Source organism: Virgibacillus sp. DJP39 (genome assembly GCF_049310925.1).
In the GTDB taxonomy this organism is placed as follows: domain Bacteria; phylum Bacillota; class Bacilli; order Bacillales; family Amphibacillaceae; genus Virgibacillus_F.
Window position 1 is genome coordinate 40,425 of the sequence record NZ_JBMERP010000004.1, and the last position, 21,718, is coordinate 62,142.

Annotated in this window: 12 protein-coding genes; 9 read left to right on the top strand and 3 right to left on the bottom strand. The window is 39.2% G+C overall.

All coding sequences use genetic code 11. The features are described 5' to 3' along the window. Positions 1–478 precede the first annotated feature (478 nt). The 9 genes from pulA to ACOI1D_RS02800 all read left to right on the top strand — a co-directional run bounded on the left by pulA (position 479) and on the right by ACOI1D_RS02800 (position 17,321). Positions 479–2,581, top strand: a complete 2,103-nt coding sequence (gene pulA / locus ACOI1D_RS02760; RefSeq protein WP_422499051.1) for a type I pullulanase — start codon at positions 479–481, stop codon at positions 2,579–2,581. Between the two features lie 385 nt (positions 2,582–2,966). Continuing rightward, on the top strand, positions 2,967–4,463 hold the full coding sequence (locus ACOI1D_RS02765; RefSeq protein ID WP_422499053.1) for a TIGR02677 family protein: 1,497 nt from the start codon (positions 2,967–2,969) through the stop codon (positions 4,461–4,463). After that, the gene (locus ACOI1D_RS02770) at positions 4,464–5,645 is read left to right on the top strand and encodes a TIGR02678 family protein (RefSeq protein WP_422499054.1); all 1,182 of its coding nucleotides are present in this window, start codon (positions 4,464–4,466) and stop codon (positions 5,643–5,645) included. After that, the gene (locus ACOI1D_RS02775; protein WP_422499055.1) at positions 5,629–9,768 is read left to right on the top strand and encodes a TIGR02680 family protein; all 4,140 of its coding nucleotides are present in this window, start codon (positions 5,629–5,631) and stop codon (positions 9,766–9,768) included. Before ACOI1D_RS02770 ends, ACOI1D_RS02775 begins: the two co-directional genes overlap by 17 nt. Further along, positions 9,765–11,060 carry a TIGR02679 family protein gene (locus ACOI1D_RS02780; RefSeq protein ID WP_422499056.1) on the top strand — a complete coding sequence of 432 codons (1,296 nt, stop codon included), beginning with the start codon at positions 9,765–9,767 and terminating at the stop codon, positions 11,058–11,060. The genes ACOI1D_RS02775 and ACOI1D_RS02780 overlap by 4 nt, the downstream gene beginning before the upstream one ends. 148 nt (positions 11,061–11,208) lie before the next feature. Beyond that, positions 11,209–11,385 (top strand): hypothetical protein, encoded by a 177-nt coding sequence (locus ACOI1D_RS02785; RefSeq protein WP_422499058.1) that lies wholly within the window; start codon positions 11,209–11,211, stop codon positions 11,383–11,385. Between the two features lie 208 nt (positions 11,386–11,593). Further along, positions 11,594–11,788, top strand: coding sequence for a carbon storage regulator (locus ACOI1D_RS02790; RefSeq protein ID WP_422499059.1), 195 nt, complete (start codon positions 11,594–11,596; stop codon positions 11,786–11,788). A 74-nt stretch (positions 11,789–11,862) separates the two neighbouring features. Continuing rightward, a complete protein-coding gene (locus tag ACOI1D_RS02795) occupies positions 11,863–13,143 on the top strand; it encodes a flagellin (protein WP_422499060.1) in 1,281 nt (426 codons plus the stop codon). Between the two features lie 65 nt (positions 13,144–13,208). Beyond that, entirely contained in the window at positions 13,209–17,321 is a 4,113-nt protein-coding gene (locus ACOI1D_RS02800; RefSeq protein ID WP_422499062.1) for an FkbM family methyltransferase, read from the top strand. Positions 17,322–17,780: 459 nt separating this feature from the next. Here the strand turns inward: ACOI1D_RS02800 and ACOI1D_RS02805 are convergent, their stop codons facing one another. The 3 genes from ACOI1D_RS02805 to ACOI1D_RS02815 all read right to left on the bottom strand — a co-directional run bounded on the left by ACOI1D_RS02805 (position 17,781) and on the right by ACOI1D_RS02815 (position 21,392). Then, on the bottom strand, positions 17,781–19,292 hold the full coding sequence (locus ACOI1D_RS02805; RefSeq protein ID WP_422499063.1) for a Na+/H+ antiporter NhaC family protein: 1,512 nt from the start codon (positions 19,290–19,292) through the stop codon (positions 17,781–17,783). 146 nt (positions 19,293–19,438) lie between these two features. Then, on the bottom strand, positions 19,439–20,059 hold the full coding sequence (locus ACOI1D_RS02810) for a response regulator (RefSeq protein WP_422499065.1): 621 nt from the start codon (positions 20,057–20,059) through the stop codon (positions 19,439–19,441). Beyond that, a complete protein-coding gene (locus ACOI1D_RS02815; RefSeq protein WP_422499066.1) occupies positions 20,040–21,392 on the bottom strand; it encodes a sensor histidine kinase in 1,353 nt (450 codons plus the stop codon). The genes ACOI1D_RS02810 and ACOI1D_RS02815 overlap by 20 nt, the downstream gene beginning before the upstream one ends. Between the last annotated feature and the right edge of the window lie 326 nt (positions 21,393–21,718).

Consider the following 21,718-nt stretch of genomic DNA (forward strand, 5'->3'; position numbering starts at 1 on the left):
ATGCGAAGTAGTGAAAACTTTTTTGACGTCCTGCAATCGATGCGGAAAAATCACTACGCGCACCTTAGGGCTTGCGCTGAGCCTCCTAGGGTCGCAAAAACCGCTCACTGCGGGGTCTCAACCCTTCGCTTTCCCGCAGGAGTCTTCGTGTTTTTCCTCCGCTAACGTGATGTTTAAATAGTACTTTATGGCTCATTCACTATTACGATAGTTGTTTGGAGCGGAGGACCGTTGACTCCTGCGGGAACAGCACGAGTCTGAAGACCCCGCTGAGTGGTTTTCTCAAGGAGGCTGAGGCCGTGCCCGCGGAAAGCAACGGTCCGTAGCGGAAAAACAACTCAGCGCATACTTCGCGGTTTATAGTTTTTGTGTCAGAAACAACAATTTTTTATAAAACAGCCTTTAAATTAAAAGAAATTTAATTATTAAAAGGCAAGCGCCTGTGAATATTATCAGTAGAGAAATGAGGAATCGATTAATGGTAAAATCCGTTGCATGGATCGATGAAAAGAATAAACTGACGGTAGAACTGGATAGCCTTGAGATAGTGAACGAGCCGATGCCTACAATTGACATAGAAGGACGAGGGGTTTCTGTGGAATCTATTGAAATGCTAAACACAGAAACAACTAAACTTACATTAAAAGATCCACTGCCACTTGGCAAAGAAGCTTTCCTTGTATGGGGAGAAAACAAAACACCTATTTACCCAAGAGATGTCGTGCGGACTGATTGGTTTGATCAAACTTATGACGCGACGGACGAACAGCTTGGGTATACCTATTCCTCGGAGAAAACAGCTTTTTCCGTTTGGGCACCATCTGCTACGAGCATGGAACTGATTTTACAACACGACCGGATTTCAATGTCCAGGAAGCCAAATGGGGTATGGCACAATATGGTGGTTGGTGACTGGAACAATGCACGCTACCATTTTGCTGCAACCGTTAATGGAATAGAACAGCAGGTAAATGATCCTTATGGAAAAAGCATGACAGCAAATAGTGGCAGGAGTGTCGTTCTGGATTTAGCTACGACAGATCCAAGTAGTTTTCGTCGGATTACCTACCCAAAAGTTTCTAAACAAGATGCAGTTATCTATGAACTCCATGTACGTGACGCAACAAGCTCTGTAGAGAGCGGTGTTAGAAACAAAGGGAAATTTCTTGGCTTAACCGAAAGAAACACAAAAACCCCTAGTGGATATTCGACCGGATTATCCTACATCAAGCAGTTAGGTTGTACACATGTACAGCTGCTTCCTATTCAGGATTTCGCCCGAGTTGACGAATTAAAACCTCAGAGCAGCTATAACTGGGGCTATGATCCACTGTTTTATATGGTGCCGGAAGGAAGCTATACGACAAGCGCTACCAACCCGTCCGCCAGAGTTAGCGAGTGCAAACAAATGATACAGGCTTTTCATGAAGAAGGACTTTCTGTCATTCTTGATGTCGTTTATAACCATGTCTTTTTCCATCCTGATTCAGCCTTTGAAAAGTTGGTTCCGGGTTATTATTTTCGATACAAGCAAGATGGCAGTTTAAGTAATGGGACCGGAACAGGAAATGATCTGGCTACTGAACGCATGATGGTGCGTAAATTTATTTTGGACTGTGTTGATTATTGGATAAAGGAATACCAGGTAGATGGATTTCGATTCGATTTAATGGGCGCTATGGATGTTGAAACTATGAAAATAATTCATAATCGTTGTCTTGCGGCAGATAGGCCAATACTGTTGCTTGGAGAAGGGTGGGATTTGCATACCCAGCTTCAACCGGATCAAAAAGCCACACTTTCGCAATCTAATCAGCTGGAGGAAATTAGCTTCTTTAGCGACAGGTTCCGTGATTCACTTAAAGGAAACCTATTTAATGCAGGTGATAGCGGGTATGCCAACGGAAATGGGCATTATATTGAGCGACTTCCACAGTTGGTAGCAGGTTCCAGCCATCCTATGTTTGGAAATAGGTTATTTTCAAACCCACTCCAATCAGTAAATTATGTTGAGTGTCATGACAATCTCACACTGTGGGATAAGTTACTATTGTCGAATCCAGATACGTCGGAACTTGACAGGAAGCGAATGCACCAGCTTGCGACAGGGTTAACTATTCTCAGCCAGGGGGTTCCTTTCCTGCATGCAGGTCAAGAATTCTTTCGGTCGAAAAATGGTGATGAAAACAGCTATATTTCTGGAGATGAAGTTAATAAAATAGACTGGATGCAGCGTGGGAGAGAGAACGCCAATGTTCAATGGATCCGTAACCTAATAGCACTCCGCAAAAAATATAGATTATTCCGGCTGGGGTCTGCGGCAGAAATACAGCACCGGCTGCATATTGTAACCGCACCTGATCCTGTATTTGGTTATATGTTAGTGGGAGAACGGGAGGACTTTGCGATTTTTGTTAATCCGACAGATCGGGTAGTGAAAATCAGTATGCCGTCTCAAGGACGGTGGGTGAAGCTGGTTAGTAACCATGCTTGTTTGACATCACCTATTAGTAGTTTGTTGCACGGTGTTACGGAGATTGGAGGATATGAATTGGGTGTTTGGAGGAAGAAGCGGGTGTAGTGGTGGAGTCAAAACGGAGTCACCATGCTAATCCACTAGAATCGCGCACCAATCGAGCACCACTGCCCAGAATCGAGTGCCAATCCGAAAAATCGAGCACCGCTTACCAATTATCGAGCGCCAGGAGGCTGGTGCTCGATAATTTAATTTGATGCTCGATTTGACATGGCCGGTGCTCGATTCCACATGGTTGATGCTCGAAAATCCAAGGACGAACGCAGAATGTCGGAAATTCTGCCACCGCACCCAATCAGAATCGACACACGCACGCCACTTCAAAACCAAACAATGTTCCAGGAAATATCCCCCAAACGATCCCCAACCATGGACATAATCACGCTAGCAAACTAAAATAGTAGTAAGTCGAAAATTGCGGGTGAACAATATGGAAATGCAGCCATTTAAAAAGGTAACAGAAGCAAGTTATTTAACGGCCGAAAAAGCCTGGAGCTATCGGGCAATTCTTCGTTATTTTTATATTCAGCACGAGCGAATGCGAGAGTTTCTTTTTCCAGAGGAAATTTATTCATATTTGGTAGATTTACAGGGGTTTAATGATTATTCAGAGGAACAATTACATAGTGATTTGGATCAACTCACACGGTGGAATAACTTAATCGCACGACAGGAAACAGGCCGATCACGTTCGATTGAGGAATTCAAGAAAAAACGGTTCAGGTATCAATGTACACCATATACCGTCGAATTTGAGCGAATGATGCAGGAATTGGAAAAGGGCGGAGACGTATTTGGTGGGTCACTGGAAAAGAAAGAATTCGAGCGTTTGTATCAGGCGCTAACGGAATTGGAAACAATTGTGATGAATGAAACATTGCCTCCAGCCGATGAGTGTGCGCAATTGTGGAATGATGTGTTCACCTATTTTAGGGCGATTACGAAAAACACAGCGGATTATATTGCCCATATTAATAGTGAACAGGCTGAGGAGCGGATGCAAACAGAGGCGTTCCTTGTTTTTAAGGATCAGTTTACGACGTATCTGAGAGATTTTATTGTAGGATTACAGCAAACCGCATTAAAAATCCAGCAATTGCTGCAAAGTGTAACCAAACAGCAGCTTGAAGCTTTACAGAAGCAGGTTATTATTCACCAGCAACAGGTCCCGAGATTTGAGGATCTTGGGCTTTCTGAAGCGGATCAGTTAGAAGAACAGCAAGGAAAATGGGATAGCTTAACGGCTTGGTTTTTAGGAAACCAACATGGCGAAAGTGAATTCGATATGCTTCAGATTAGAACGAATGAACAGATCCGCCGTATAACGCGCGTGGTTCAGCGGCTTGGGGAAAGGCACCAGTATTTCCGTAGCCGTAAGAAGGATTATTTACACTTAGCCAAATGGTTTGATTCGTTTACCGATGTCAAAGAGGCACATGAATTATCGGCTGTCGTATTCGGTGTTTTTCATACACGGCATTTATTCAGTGACCATGTGCCAACAGACGATATCTACACCGATGTCTGGGACGAAACTCCAATAACGCATGAAACAAAACCAAGGATTCGAAACTTCCGGGAGAAGACAAGAGCTGGAGCAATTATAAGCCAGCAGGAAGCAAAGGAACAAGCACGTCAAGAACACTTAAAACGTAAGCAGGAAGAACTGCAAACGCTGGAAAATTATATGCAAGGTAATGAAATACGGTTGGATCAGCTACCCGTGATTGAAACCCATGTCCGGAAAATGCTGCTGACCTGGATTGGCAAGGCAATGGCACGAAAAGACCGCACGTTTAAAACAGAGCATGGTCGAAAAATGAAAGTCATTGTATCGCCCAATGAGCGTGTTCGTGTCCAAGCCGAGGATGGGGTTATGGACATGCCGGCCGTTGTTTTTCAGTTTTTAGATGAGGTGAACGTATAAATGGAAACTACTTTATTTGATGAAAAAGCACAAACAGCCTTGCGCACATTACTCGAAAAGTTTTGGGTGCTACGGATGAAGGATCCTGAAGTCTATCAGCTTATTCGAGAACGCGAACAAACCATCAAGCGCTACGTAGAAGATAAAATGGGCTTTGACCTCGTCGTTCATCAGCATTTTATAAAACTGGAAAAGATCCCAGTCGAGACGAAAGCGTGGATGGGCATGCAGGAGTTTTCTGACCCGCGTGATTATGCAATGTTTTGTTGTGCGCTGGCATTTACTGAAAACCGCACCGTAGACGAGCAGTTCCTCCTTTCCGATATTTGTGAGGATATTAAGGACATGTATCCTGGTGAATTTCCACTCGATTGGACCAACTACAGCCACCGTAAATCACTAGTACGGGTTATCAAGCAACTGGAAAAGCTATCGATTCTATCGGTGGTAGAAGGGGAAGTTGAACAATTCGCAATGGACGAGGAACAGGAAGTGTTATATGAAACAACTGTTTATGCGCGCTATTTCATGCGGTCTTTTCAGGGTGATTTAAGCACGTATCAATCAACTACTGAAATATTAAACGATGAATGGGAACGACATGCTGCGGATGCAAGGAGAAAGCGAGTATACCGGAAATTGTTGTTGTCACCAGTTGTTCACCGGCAAAGCGAGGATGATCCGGACTTTGCTTATATTCGTAATTACCGGAACAGGATTCGTGACGACATCGAGGAACACACGATGTTTCGGTTAGAAATCTTTAAAAATGCCGCATTGCTAGTTGCCGATGAGAAGAAACAGGAATTGACCCTGTTTCCTGATCAAAAAGCGTTAGCGGATATCGCGTTACACTTTGCTTCGTACTTGCGCGCGGAACTGGAAACATATTCACCAGATTCATTCGGTAATATTCGCCTCACACGGGTCGCATTTGAGCAAATTACTGCTATCCTGCACAAGCGCTTTGGTGAAGGATGGAGTAAACAATACCGTGAGGGAACAACTGCCAGTACGACAAATGAATTGATCGCTTTATTAGTAGACTGGGAAATGCTTGAAAAAGAATCCGATACAAATGCCTTTATTGTTAAACCGTTAATCGGTCGTTTTTCAGGACATTATCCAAAAGACTTTTTGGAAAACAGGAAGGAGGAAGATGAACATGGAGAAGCAGAATAAATGGAAAATGAATCGTGCGGGGCTGTTGAACTTTTGGTATTACGATGATGAAATATTCGACTTCTCAGATGGAAAATTACTCTTGCGTGGGAGCAATGGATCTGGTAAATCAGTAACCATGCAAAGTATTCTTCCTGTGCTGCTGGACGGAAAAAAATCACCTGACCGCCTGGACCCATTTGGTTCAAAGGCGCGTAAAATGGAGGATTATTTACTTGGTGAAAAGGACATTGTAGACCGTGATGAACGAACAGGTTATCTGTTTATTGAATATAAGCGTGAAGACACAAACCAATACATTACAACAGGGATTGGCTTGCAGGCCCGTCGCCATAAAACAATGAACTTCTGGGGATTTGCGATTACCGATAATCGCCGGATTGGCAAAGATTTTCAGCTGTATGAAGTGGAACATAACGCTGGAAAAAAACAACAGATTCCATTATCACGTATTCAACTGGAAAACCGCATTGGAACTGGTGGTCAGGTCGTTCGGACGCAAGGCGATTATATGAAGCTTGTAAACAAATACATATTTGGCTTTGAAACAATTGAAGCGTATGAGGACTTAATCAAGCTACTGATTCAACTCCGCAGTCCAAAGCTTTCCAAGGATTTTAAACCAACAGTTATTTATGAAATTCTGGAAGCTGCATTGCCACCACTGACTGACGAAGATCTGCGTCATCTGTCAGATACGATTGAACATATGGATCAAACGAAACAACAAATCGAACAGCTCGAACGGGAACATGAGGCTGTAAGTAAGCTGATCAAACGCTATGATGCCTATAACGAATATGCACTTGTTGAAAAGGCAAACGGTTTTGTGGATTCGAAAAAACGCCTTACAAATGAAGAAAAAGCTGTCCAGGAAAAAGTGGAACAAAATCAGAAGCTTGAACGTGAGATTGCTAGCTTGAAAGCACGGGCACTTGAACTGGAGCAGTCCTCCCAAGTTTTGGAACAAAAGCGAAACAGATTGCAGGGCCATAAGGTCTGGAATTTAGAAAAAGAACGGACAGAAGAACGAAATGCCTGGAATGATCTAGAGACAGATTTAGATAAAAAAGACAAGCAACAGACGGATAAAAAGCGCCAGGAACTTGCGACCAAGGCGGATCAGGAAAAGTTGGAAGCGGAGATCGTCTCAATTGATAGTGAGCTGGACGATATGCTTGAAGACCTGGTTACAGCAGCTGAAGATTCCTCGTTTGGGCAACACGAACTCAATGTACAAGACTTTCAACGGCATAAGGAAACAGAACACGATTTCACAGTATGGAAGCTAGAAGCTGAGCGCCATTTTCAGTTACTGGATGAAATCAGTGATCAACTCCGAACCTATGAACAATTAAAGAAGGAGCTTACAGATTTTGATCGATTAATCGCCTCTGTCAAACAGGATGTCGATAAACTAAAGCAAGAAGAAAGCGATTGGCTTGGTATTTTTGAAAAAGATAAACAAGATAAATTGGACAAAATTCACGCATGGACAGAAAACCATTCTTTTTTTGAAATAGATCAAGCTATTTTGCAGCAAACAGCACGTGATATGTATCAATTATATGAGCCGATTAACTATGAAAAAATACGGGTTCCGTTTGTTAGAGCCAACAGTGAATTCCAACTTCGAATTAATGAAGATATCGCAACACACAACAGTCAATACAAGGAATTAGGAAATAAGATTACAGAAAAGCAAGCTGAACTTACCGATTGGAAAAATAAACACGATCCGGAGCCGCCGAACCAGCAACAGGAAACAAAAGATGCTCGAAAACAATTGAAAGATGCAGGAAACAAATTTATACCTTTCTATGAAGCGGTAGAATTTCATGAGCATGTGCCTGAAGATGTACGCAAACGAATCGAAGCGGCTTTGTTAGACACAGGGTTACTTGACGCATTGATAACAGCAGAAGAAACAGCTGTCCAACATGACCGTGTTATCCAAGCAAAACCTAACATGATGGCCTATACACTTGCAGACTTTTTATTGCCAGATGTTGGAGCTGATTCTGTCGTGTCCTCTGTCAAAATTGATGAAGTCTTACGCAGTATTTTAGTTGACGGTGAAACGATAGATGATGTGGTTATTCATGAGGACGGTAGTTATGCCATTGGCTTGTTGCATGGACATGCGGTGCCAGTTGACAACGTCAGGTTCATTGGTCGGAACGCGCGAAAACGGTACCGTGAAGAACAAATCGAACGGATAACAGCGGAAATCGAGACGTTGCAAGAGCAGCAACAGGGGATTGTTTGGGTAGTTGATGAGCTGAAAAAGGATATTCAGTCCGCAGACAATTCTTTGCAAAAATTTCCGAACGATGACGATTTACAGGAGAGCTTTCTAAATATTGAGAAGAAGCGGTTTGAAATTAAAGAAAATGAAAAGCAGTTGCAACGACTCGACGTCCAAATGAATGACACGTACAAGCGCTACCAGACAGTGAAGGGAACGCTTGACACCCAAACACGCACGTTAAATATTGAGTTTTCCTTCACCGCCTATGCAGAAGCCAAAAGCCGAATGCGTCACTATGAAAAGGATTTACACGGATTAATTAACAAGCACATAACGTACCGACATAAACAGGAAAGTTTAAATCAGGCAAGCAACCGCTTGAAGGAATTAATTGCAGAAGTCGATGAGTTGAGCGGTGAAATAAATATATTGACGGATAAAAAAGATCGAAAAGCACAAAACATCACTGAAATCGAAAAACAACTGGAATCAGAAGGTGTAGCGGACATCCGCAAGCAAATCCAGGATGTTCAGCAGGCACTAAAGGAAACAGACAGAGAACTCTCTGAAAATAAGACACAGCTTCCATATAAAGAAGCGGATAAACGGACGCTTATGCTTGAAATCGAAAAGCAAAATCAGCAAATCAGGTTCCTGCAGCATTTAATTGAAGCATGGCAGGAAACTTTTTCACGGGAAATCAATTATGGATTTATTTCCGTACCAGAGGATATCGATGTGCCGGACAAGCTAGCTGCATGGGTAGATAAAAACTATAAGCAAGTACTAAAGGAAAAAGACAACTCGAAAATAGAAGGTCAGCTGACAAGTGTGTACCATGAACAACAATCAAACTTAGTGGAATATCGTATGTCAGACACATATATGCCGGCAACAGAGCTGCCATGGATGAACGAGGGATGGACAGAGGAACAACGAATTCTCATTAGTAATTGGCAACAAAAAGCAAGCCGCCGTTTGATCCAGCTCGATTTTCAAGGGAAGCGGGTTAGTCCCTATTATATAGAAGATAGAATTAATCAGGATCGCTTGCGCCAGCAAACCATGCTTGATACGCAAGACAGGCAGTTGTATGAAGAAATATTGTATGATTCTGTAGGAAAAAAACTGCGTAGCCGGATTAACCGGGCTCAAGGCTGGACAAAGAAAATGGATTCACTAATGGCAAACAGTGATTCATCATCAGGCTTATCGTTCTCCATTCGTTGGAAGCCACGAACAGCTGAGACAGAAGCAGAACTTGATACGAAGGAATTAGTTGATTTACTGCGCCGTGACCCACGGCTGTTGAAGGAAGAGGATTTAAACCAGGTAATCGAGCATTTCCGCTCGCGAATTGAAAATGCCAAAGAACTTGTTGAAATTAAAGGCGAGGGAAGCACATTATTGCAGGTGTTAAAGGATGTGCTCGATTATCGAAATTGGTTTTCATTTGTATTGTCCTATCAGCGTGAAGGCGAACCGAAGCGGGAACTAACAAATCATGCCTTCTACAAGTTTAGTGGTGGTGAAAAGGCTATGGCGATGTACATTCCATTGTTCACGGCCTGTTACTCGAGATACCTCGAAGCAGACCCGACAGCACCATTTATTATTACATTAGATGAAGCATTTGCAGGTGTCGATGAAAACAATATTGGTAATATGTTTGAAATTATTGAGGAGCTTGGATTTGATTACATGATGAATTCCCAGGTGCTGTGGGGAGATTATGCGACCATTTCATCCTTATCAATCTGTGAATTGATTCGTCCAAAAAATGCAAGCTACGTTTCCGTTATCCGTTACCATTGGGATGGATCAACGCGGAAGTTATTAGTCGATGATGAAGAAGCGGTTGTGAGCGAATGATAAAGGAAGCGGTAGCGTTTTTTAAAAGTGAAAGTGCGTACAAACGGTTGTTTCGTGATTTTAGGAAGAAGTACGAATCACTTGGACGGATAGGTGGCAATGTATCGATAAAGAAATACTCCGATGACGAACTGGACGTCATTGGAGGCTTTTTTGGCATGCCAGGGGATGTGCTTCGGTCTGGTAGCGTGGTCTCTATGGTTAGATTTGAAGCGCAGTTAAAGGAAACGCGATTTGGTGAGGTTGAGTTGAAGGAATTATTGGATGCTTATTTTGGTGAAGTGATCGTTTCAAAAAAAGATGTGCAGGCGGAGAAAATTGCAAAATATAGGGCGCTCTTGGATGAATTATGTGTAGAGTATCCGGTGCTTGAGGGTTGGTTGAAGTTTTTACAAGGAAAACCGGTGGAAGGTCGATGGATTGTTCGGTTGGCGATGGATGATGCCGAGCGATTTGTTGGGATGGTGCGCTGGTTGAGTGATGCTATGACAGGTTTACCTGATGTTGCCGAACGACTGCCGATGTTTAGTCAGCGGATTACAGCTAACCCACATGCATTTGATTTGCACACAGACTTAGGGAAGATGTTTTTGCATGTGTTGACGGTAAATGAAGGATTTTGCGAAGAAGAGGAGGAGGCTGTTTCGATTCCAAAAACGACAGAAGCGGTGAATGACCTGTTGCAGCGACATAACATTTTTCGTGACGATCTACTAAATTTCGTTACATGTGCGGGTTTTTATGCGGAAACCGATGGCGGTGAGCATTCTGTTTGGCGAGAAGCGGTTAGCAACCATACCGTGCAAAATGTTCCATTGCGGGAACTTGTTTCATTGAAACGGGTTTATCCAGCTTACGGAAACGATGTTTGGATTGTTGAAAACTCCGGTGTATGTTCGACATTGTTAGATTATGAACCGGGCATTCCAATTATTAGTACCAACGGCCAATTTAAATTGGCTGCGTTACTGTTACTTGATTTGTTGGTAGCAGAAGGATGCATACTTCACTATGCAGGAGATTTTGACCCAGAGGGACTGGGGATGGCACAACGGTTGCTGGAAAGATATCCGGGCCATGCTAAGCTTTGGAGAATGAGTTTGGGAGACTATCAGAAAACTATGCCTGTAAAAGAGTTAAGTCAGGTTCAATTGGAGAAGTTAAAAGGTATTGGTACCGTGGAATTGGCTGAGGTTGAAGAAGAGATGAGAGAGCTTGGAATGGCAGGGTATCAGGAGGCTCTTGTTGAAGAGATGGTCGGGGATTTGCGAAATTCTAGAACAGCTGGATAGTGATTATGGGATGGAAATCTAATTTTGTTCATGTTGAAAAACAGATTTCCAACTCCCGATTAATATGAGATTTCATATTATGTTCGGTTATCGAATTTTCGAGTGGGTGATAGACTGAATAAAACATCAATTAAAAGGAGGCGTTACTTTGGCAGAGCATACAATTGAAGATATATTTGAAGCAATTATTAAAGAATTATCAGGAGATGTTAAGGAAGTTAAAGAGAGAGTAAGTAATTTGGAAATAGGAATAGAAGAGATGAGAACAGAAATGCAAGAAATGAAAACTGTGTTTAAATATGACATTCAAAAATCAGGTGTTTAGTACAAGAACTTAACACAAGAAGTCATGGATGTAAGGATAGAGTAGGCTATACTGCAAGAGGGAAACTAGTAAAACGTGCTGATGCATGCTTGTTTTTTTGGTTTTTATCCGATTCCTTCAAAATAATTATAAAATTTTCTTTAAAAATAGTTAAACATTTCCTATCGATGCCGATATAAGTAGTACATCATCAGGGAGGATGATAAGCATGGCCTTAACGTTAGGGAGAAAGCCCGGAGAAAAACTCTATATCATTGATCTAAATGGCAACGAAATAGAAATTGAGGTCGTCAAAGGCGACCGAAACAAGCTTGAGGGTTATATGAGATTACGAGTGAACGCTCCAAAAGATTACAAGGTTCTCAGAGGAGAGCTGTACACAGAATTTGATAGTAACTCTTAAAGAGAGTTGTTATAGATGCGAGACATAAGGATGTGGCTCGCAAAAAAATTACACTTACATGGAGGTAAGGAAAAATGAAAATTAATCACAATATCGCTGCACTAAACACGTACAACCAGCTAACAAACAACCAAGCAGCATCTTCTAACTCTTTAGAAAAGTTGTCTTCAGGTCTACGTATTAATAAGGCAGCAGATGATGCAGCAGGTCTAGCAATTTCCGAAAAAATGAGAGGGCAAATACGTGGTCTTGAACAAGCAACACGTAATGCACAAGATGGTATCTCATTGATTCAAACTGCTGAAGGAGCTTTAAATGAATCACATTCTATTCTTCAACGTATGCGCGAATTGGCGGTACAATCTGCCAACGATACAAATACTACAAGTGACCGTGAAAAAATACAGTCTGAGGTAGATGAGCTTTCGAAAGAACTAAGTCGTATTGGTGAAACTACTGAATTTAATACTCAAAGCTTGTTGGATGGTAGTTTTGAGGGAACATTCCAAATTGGAGCTAATCAAGGTCAAAATCTTTCATTAGAAATTGGTGATATGGGTGCTGAAAGTTTAGGTGTTGTCGCAGATGAGGGTACAACTGATTTAGCGGCGGTAACTGGTACTATAGCTGAAAATACTGCTGGAGATGCAAGCTTTGTTGACGGTGAATATTCAATAAATGCACTTTCCTCTGTTAGCCAAGAATTAGTTGCAGAAGACGGAAGTGTAGTTGCAACGGCTACTGATGGAGCTACATTTACATTAACTGGAACTGACGACGACACACTTACATTGGGTTCTTCAATAACAAATGGTGAAATTACTATTTCAACTGATGATGGTGTCCAAACTGCTTCAGCGACTGTAGAAGCTAGTAATAGCGGGTTAGATGCTGGAACTTACACTTATGATGCTACTGCTGATACCTTATTAAGTAGTGATGGTAAAGTAGTTGCAACATCTGCAGATGGTATTACCTTTACAAATGATTCTGGAGCTACAGTACTAACTAGTGGTGCAGCCCTTGGAAAAGGTAATACTGTTAAGATAGGTGGAACTGACGTTTCCAGTCAGGAAGCTGCAAATGCTGCAATCACAACATTTACTAATGCAATAGAAGAAGTGTCTTCACAACGTTCTTCTCTTGGTGCGGTTCAAAACCGTTTAAGCCATACTATTAACAACCTAGGAACAACAGCAGAGAACTTGACTGCTGCAGAATCACGTATTCGTGACGTTGACATGGCGAAAGAAATGATGGCGTTCACTAAGAACAACATCCTAACTCAAGCAGCACAAGCAATGTTAGCTCAAGCTAACCAACAACCACAAGGAGTGCTACAACTTCTTAGATAATTCTTGATTTAGTAAGTTAAAAGAGAGCAAATCTTTTGCTCTCTTTTTTTACCTTATATTAAAGATTGAAAGGAAATTCAATTATGAAGTTGTCTGTTTGTGTAATCACCAGAAATGAGGAAAAAAATATAGCTACATGCCTAAATAGTGTTAAGTCGATAGCATCGGAATTAATTGTAGTCGATACAGGTTCAACTGATAGGACCGTTTCTATAGCACAACAAATTGGTGCTAAAACACAACATTTTAAATGGGTAGATGATTTTTCTAAAGCCCGAAATTATGCAATTTCTAAAGCGACAGGTGATTGGATATTGTTTTTAGATGCAGACGAATATCTTGTACAAGATTCCTTACAACATATTATTCCAGCGATAAAAATGGCCATTAAAAAAAATACGCAAGTTGTTTCATTTTTGCTATCAAACTATGAAAAAAAAGGAAATCGATTTATTAGTTCTATAATAGCAAATCGAGTTTTTAGAAGAAACTCAAAAATTTCATACTCAGGGGCAATTCATGAAACACTAGTATACTCTGGAAAAGGAGTTCCGTTGTCATTAGATGCTACTAAGACAATACAAATCATTCATACTGGATATTCCCAAGAAGATAGGTTAGAAAAAAATAAGGGCTACAGAAATCTCAAACTTTTATATAAAGAACTTGAGAAAAGTCCAAATAATGGTTTTCTGAATTTTTATATAGCAGAATCACTGTCATCAATTAAAAATTATAAAGATGGGCTTAAACATGCATACAAAGCTCTGAATAGTAATGACTTACCAAAGCATACGAGAGGAAAAAATTATAAGAACATCATCAATTTAATGAGTTTACTAAATTATCCTAAAGATGAAATCGTACAAACATTACAAAGTGCGATCAAGGATCATCCTGATTTCCCAGACCTTTATTATCTCTTAGGGAATATTTATAAAAAAGAAAATCGAATGTTCGATGCAATTGAAAATTATGAGCAAGTACTTAAGTATTTAGGAAGTGCCTTTAAAATAGATTCGACTGCTATTAATTATTTAAAAATGTTATTTATATCTCTAGCGGATTTATATTTTAAAACTGAACAGATTCAAAAAAGCATAGAAAATCATGTCGAAGTCTTAAAAATTGACCGTTATGATAAACATGCTTTAAAAGAGCTCTTACGCATTTTAGACAAACATGAATCACCTAAAGTGATAGTGGAATTTATAAGAAAGATTTATAATTATGAAGATGTAAAGGATATATTGGTAATCTTGCAAGTATCTCTTCAAATAAATAGTGCCTCATTATCAACTGAATTTTTTGTACTATTAAATGAAGGGCAAAGGAATCGTTTGCAAAAAGAATCGGCTTATATTCATTTATTAAAAGGAAAGTATAAAGATTGTGCTACACGGTTTAAAGAAATATTCTTCAATACTCATGAACATGAAACATCGGTATTTTGCATTGTTGCTGCTGATTTGGCTAACAAAAAGGAAATATTAGAAGAAATACATTACCATGTTAATCCTTCATTAGAAAAAATTATTAAGAAAATGCTCGGAAACACAGATGTTGAGATTCTTGAAATAGATTACAATGAAATAATAAATATTATAAAACAATATATTAAGCTTGATCATATTGATAAAGTATCTTATTTCTTAGATTTTTTACCGGAATCGAAATGGGTTAATATCGCTAACCTAATGGTTCAATACGAAAAATATGATCCAGCATTAGAACTATACAATAAATATCTTGAATTTGAAAATGGCATTTCTTCTCAACAGTTAAGTGAAGTTTTAACAAGAATGGGAGAATGTTTATATAAATTTGGTAACTATGAATTATCCGTTCAGTTTTTTGATGATGCTATTAATTTGAACCCTAATGATTATAGAAACTATGAGATGGCTATTATTGCTTTGAAGAAAATCAATAATCATGAAAAGTTAGGGGAATTGGCAGCTTGTGCAGGCAGGATTTTCTCTGACTCTAATTTTATTCGTAGCCATATAAAAAATGAAGAGGTTTTACAAGAACTTGACAAATTGGTTGAAAATGATAATAAAGAAACAAAAGAAACAAAAGAAACAAAAGAAACAAAAGAAACAAAAGAAACAAAAGAAACAAAAGAAACAAAAGAAACAAATGAAGTTCTCGATTATAGGTCTGACTTTGAATCTTCAGAGATGAATTATATAAAAGAAAGTTCGAACAATTATAAATCGCTTTTAGAAAAAGAATTTAAAAATAGATTAGAAAGAATACTGCATGCAAAGAAACAAAATTTAATGTTAAGAAAAGAATGTAATAAGGAAGAAATTCATATTGTTTATGTTTTGACACATGTAGGTATATGTGGTGGAGTAAAAATAATTTTAGAGCATGCAAACCGCTTGAAAAAGCTCGGATTGGAAGTTTCTATTCTATCTCATTATCCAATGCCTACATGGTTTCCTGTTGAGGTTAACTATATAGAAGTTCCATTTAATGTTGAACTCGCAACTGGAATTCCGAAATGTGATGTTATTGTTGCTACTTATTGGAATCATATTCAAGCCTGCATAGATACGGAGATTGCTCCGGTTATTTATTTTGAACAAGGTGATTTTCACATATTTGATAATGAGAAAGTAAATAAAACTACTATGGATTTTATTTATAAACAATTACAACTCCCGGAATTTATATTTACTGTATCCAACCAATGTGCAGAATTAATAAAAGAAATTTATAATCGAGATGCCTCCGTAATTCACAATGCAATTGATACAACTTTGTTTAATAATGATAAAGAAAGCATTGACGTTTCTAAATCACCAAATATATTAATGGTTGGAAATCCACAGCTTGCTTTTAAAGGGATAAATGAAATTATCAAATCTTATAAAATAATTAAATCAAAATTGCCACATATGAAGTTATATTTGATTTCTCCAGTAAAACCAACTAGAGAAATTGAATGTTTACTAGACAAGGTGTTTGTAAATCCTTCTCAACAGCAAATTGCTGATTTGTATAAGGGAGCATCGGTATATGTTTCAGCGTCTCATTACGAATCTTTCTCACTTCCAGTTTTGGAGGCTATGGCTTGTGGATGTCCGGTTGTAACAACAAGAAATAAAGGTGTGTTGGAATATGCAAAAGATAATAATAATGCATTAATAACAAAAATTGGTGATTACCATGAAATGGCTAAAAAGGTAATGAAAGTTCTTCGAAACGAAGATTTAAAAAATAAGTTAATTTCGAATGGATTATTGACAGCGGGAAAATTTGATTGGAAGCATATTACAACTCAGTTATTGAAATTGTACAGAGATATTGCACGTTATGAAGTGAATAAAACTAAAATAGAATCAGTGGTACAAAAGGTTGGTGGAAATATGCATGGAGTGTATATTGGGGATAATAAGATGTTAATAAAAACAGTTTGGGGTGGCAAATTAATGTCCTCAAACAAAGATATGAGTTTAATGCCTGACCTTGTTGCTAATGGAGTAATAGAAGGCTCTCTTACCAAATTTTTTATAAATAATATTAAAGAGGGCGATACTGTAATAGATGTTGGGGCTAATATCGGGTACTATACAATATTGGCAGGTTTTAAAGTAGGGAATAGTGGTAAAGTTATTTCATTTGAGGCTAATGAAAGTTCGTATTCATTTTTAATGGATAATGTATCAATTAATTATTTAGCAGATAGGGTAACTTTCTTGAATAAAGCTGTTTATAGCCAAGAACAGGAATTGTCGTTTTTTACAACAGAAAGATTTAGTGGCAATGCTTCTATTCATCAACCTGACCAAGAATATTATGATTATTTTTTAGTAGATAAAGGTATGGAGGAAAAAAAGGTTCAAGCAGTATCACTGGATACATTTATTGATAAAAAGGAAATTATTGATTTTATAAAAATAGATGTTGAGGGTGGAGAATATCATTGTCTACTTGGAATGCAAAACTTAGTGAAATCTAAAAGAGTTAATACTGTAATTTTTGAACTAAATAAACTACGATCCAGGGAAGATTCGGAGAAATTATTTACATTATTAGTAGAGTTTCAAAAGAAATGTGGAGTGAAATTTGGAGTTATTAATAATGAAGGAATAGTACAAGAATATACCTTACAACAAATTTTTAAACATGATTTTATTCCTTCAGTAGTAATAAGTGTTAAGTAAAATTGTTAACACAAGCAGACCAATAGATAAGGAATACCTCAATTATTAAGTAATTCATTCATTTCAGTTTTGAGGTTCTGAAGAAATGAAACTTATGAACTTTAAATCTGCTATAGAATTCACTCAAACTATGAAACCTGAGCAAGGATTGACTAAATCAAAAGTTTAATGTTGATAAAAAGATTGATTTAGGAAGAGCAGAGAAAGGAGAACAAGCTAACTAAATAGTGGACAATTATCTCCGCCGTAATTTTAGACAGCCTACGTTCTTCTAGTACCTTAATTTATAGATGAATCAAAGTGTATTATATGAATGGTTACAAGAAACAACTCTAGGATGAATCATCCTAGAGTCTTATTTTACGCGCTTTTCTTCTTAAATTACTGGTTTTGGCTGAACATAAGGCTCTTTAATCTTCATAAATAATTCGAAAATTTCCGGAGGTTTTCTCGTTTATCCTAAAACACAAACCCTGCAACCAAGAACATAACTCCAGCAATACCAGCTGCTACCAACGCATACGGCAACTGCGTATTAATATGCTCCATATGATCACTACCTGCACCGATAGAGGACATTAAACTTGTATCTGATATTGGAGATGTATGGTCACCGAATGCTCCTCCTGATAATACTGCTGCTGCGGCCAGTATTGGATCTCCGCCGGTAGCTGCCATAAGCGATACGGCGATTGGCATCATGATTGCCCACGTACCAAATGATGTTCCCATTGAAAATGAAACAAATGCTGAAATCGCGAACACTGCGAATGGGATGATGGCAGATGGGATTACATCGCCAGCCGCTTCTGCGATAAAGATTGCTGCACCGGTTCCCTCGGGTGCTGCTGCTCTCATAACATCTCCTAGAGTTACAGCTAAGATAATAATAACTCCACCAAGGATTACACTTTTACTTCCTTCAAAAAGTTCATTGGAAAACTCTTTTGCCGTCATGAGTTTACTTGCCATGTATTTAATGAAAGCAATGATAATACCTATACTGAAACTGATGATTAACATCATATTTCCGCCAAATGGAAGTGAAGGTAAGTCAGTAAACCAGTATGGGAATGTGTAGTTCCACAATCCTAAAGCTACTAATACAAGGACAGAGATTCCAAGTGGTAGAATCATGTCAGATACTTTTCCGTTTTTAAGATTTTCCTGATCTTTTACCGGTTCTTGTGCTTCTCCAGTAGCTGCTTCATCCTCACGAGTTGTTTCCTGTAGTTTTTGTGCTCGTTCTTCTGCTTTTTTCATTGGTCCAAAGTCTTTGAGTTTTCCAGATGCAAATAGGAATACCATGATCAATATAACGATATTGTAAAAGTTATATGGAATGGTTTGCGCTAGACCTGCAATTGGATCCTCAACACTCGGGATATTGTCTACCATTAGTGCCCCCATAAATGCTACCCAACCGGAGATAGGTACGATAACGTTAATAGGCGTAGCGGTTGAGTCCAGGAAAAATGCTAGCTTAGCACGAGAGATTCGCATTTTGTCATAAATAGGACGAAATACAGTACCTGTTGCAAGTGAACTGAAATAGGCACTAGTGAACAACATACTACCCATTGCTGCAGTTGAAACTTGTGCACCTTCCTTTGACTTCACCTTACTGGCAAGCCACTGACCAAATGCGTAAGCTCCTCCTGACTTGTTTAGTACGCCAATAAATGCACCTAATAATAATACAATAATGACTAATTCTGCACGTCCGGAATCTTTTACAAGACCCATTCCTCGTAATCCTTCTTCAGCGTTAGCTGGGTGTCCAGCAATTGCTCCGAACAAATTTACAATCGAATATAATAGCGAGTGGATAATGCCATTAACGCGTGCATCCACCATAATTGTCCCGATTAAAATACCTGCCATAAGTGACGGTACAACTCTTTTTGAAGCGATTGCGAGTGTCAATGCTACGACTGATGGTAGTAATGACCAAATTCCAAAGTGATCCATAATAGTGCTCCTTTCTGTGATTAACTATGCTATTATTTAGACTTGTCTAATAACTTATGTAAATCATTATAAGGTAAATAGACCTAGCATTCCCACAGAAAAAAAAGAAAAAAAGAGTGGCAAGTAATAGTCATTCTAGAAATTTTTCAGTTCGTATACCACTTATATAACATTTTTGGTCTTCCAATTTTCTGGTAGCTGGTAATCTGTTTTACTTCTCCGGTTTCAAGAAGATGCATAACATAGCGGTAAACAGTGGGGTAGGCTAGTCCAACCTCCTTAGCAATTTCATCAACTGAAGCAGCTGCATTCACTGACTGCATATATCCAGTAACGTGATTAAGTGTTTTTTTACTAATACCTTTTGTTGTAAAAACTTCGCTCTGGACGTTCTGCGTATCCTGCATGTTAGCTAAGCGGATATGCAGCTGTATACGGGCAATTATATCAGGTGCTTTTACTGGTTTTAACGCAAAGTCAGTCGCGCCTTGCTCCAAAAACTGATTAGCGATTTCCTGCCGTTCGTCAACTGTTAGGATGATTATCGGAACATGGTGGTTAATCATACGTATTTCTATAAGCGTATCGTAGCCATTCATTTCCGGCATATGGTAATCGATTAGTAAAACATCAGGATGTTCAGACTGGAAAATTTCCACGCCTTGCTTTCCGTTTTCTGCGGTAATAAAATCCCAGCCTGCATATTTGCATATTTCCCCTAGCATGTAGCGAAGTGATTGATCATCATCAATGATTAGTATTTTCATAGCGAAGTGTCTCCTCAGGTAATTTTATCCAAAAGGTTGTGCCTTTTCCATGTTCGGTTTCGATATCAAGTGTCGCACCATGGTTTTGTGCTACGGTTTGGACGAATGTTAAACCGACGCCAGGATGTGATTTCGTACTAAAACCGGGCTGGTAGATTCTTTTCAATTGCTTGCGGTGGATACCTGTGCCGTTATCTTTAACACCAAGCCAGAGTTCGTTGTTTACAAGCTTAGTGAGGATGGTAACCTGGCCGGAATCCTTATCTTCAATAGCGTCACCAGCATTGTCGATGAGGTTGACAATTGCTCGAGTAACACGAATTTTATTAATATAGAGTTCGATGGGTGGATCGGCTTGCAGGTCAAATACATAAGAAATGGAATTGACTGCGAGTTTGTTGGCACGAACATACTCAATTAAGTTTTTCAATGTACACCAGTTTTTCTTTTCCACGTATAAGATTTCAGATACCATGTCACTGGTGGACTGGATTGCAATAGCGATGTTATCGGAGTATTCTTCAATATCCTTATTGGCTGTTTTTAAGCGAATCAATGAATTCAACCCATCTATTAATGAGAGTGGTGTTTTCAAATCGTGAACTAGATGCAGCGCTTCGCGTCCGTTTCGTGAATCGATCATTTCTCCGCGGGCAATGTCAAGGTCACGGCTGATTCTCCACTTTTGCTCGGAAACAGTTAAGTAAACTGCCAGGACAATTGCATTAACAACAAAGATACTGCATAGCGTGATGCTGTAAATGGATAGGGTGTATCCATAATCAATTGTCAAAGCAATGGCTTTCACTTCACTTGAAATTGGACCACCACCGAATCCGTACGCTGATAAAAGTGTAACGGTATCAAGCCATTGAATGCCAAAAAGAATTTGCGCTAATACGAATGACTTCAGCACTGGACGAAGTCGACCTTTCCCTAAAATATGTAATAGCGTTATGGAAGCGAGTAAAATTAAGGCTGGTCCACCAAAGTGATAGTTAAGCGAGTTATAGCCATTAATGATCACATAAACAAATGGGATAATGAGCAATGGGACAATTACTTTTAATATAGGTTTATTGAAACGGTGAGCCAGCTCGTCCCCTAAGAGTAGTGCACCCAAATAATGAGGCAGTGCTCGAACTGTATTTAACATAACTAATACAAAGGCAGTAAGCATAAGTGTGTTGCCACTTGGATCATTTCGTAGCTGATCCATTAAATGGGCAAGCCCCACTTCTTCTACTCCAAGCCATAATGGCATCGTTATCCCTAAAAGAATCATCCAAAAATGAATCAAAATACGGCTATTGGATTTTAAATTAGAAAACATACACTCACCCCAGTTTTTGAAGAGAAAAGATTTTTCGTAAAGTAAGTTGCTCTATAACATTCGCGGTTGATAAAAAATGTGGCGGAATTGCTGTATTTATTTCTTACCAACCTTCACAAAATTGGTGCTGACCCACGCTGCGGAAAAACACTCGCTTTCCATGGGGAACGCTTCAGCCTCCGAAGCTGAGCAAAGACCGCTCACTGCGGGGTCTTCAGACTATTCCTTTCCAGGCCACTGAAAAAGCGGTAGATTTTATAACTGTAACTTTTCACTTCAAATTAGCATCTTGAATATACGTAGACTCCTGCGGGAAGTAAGAGATC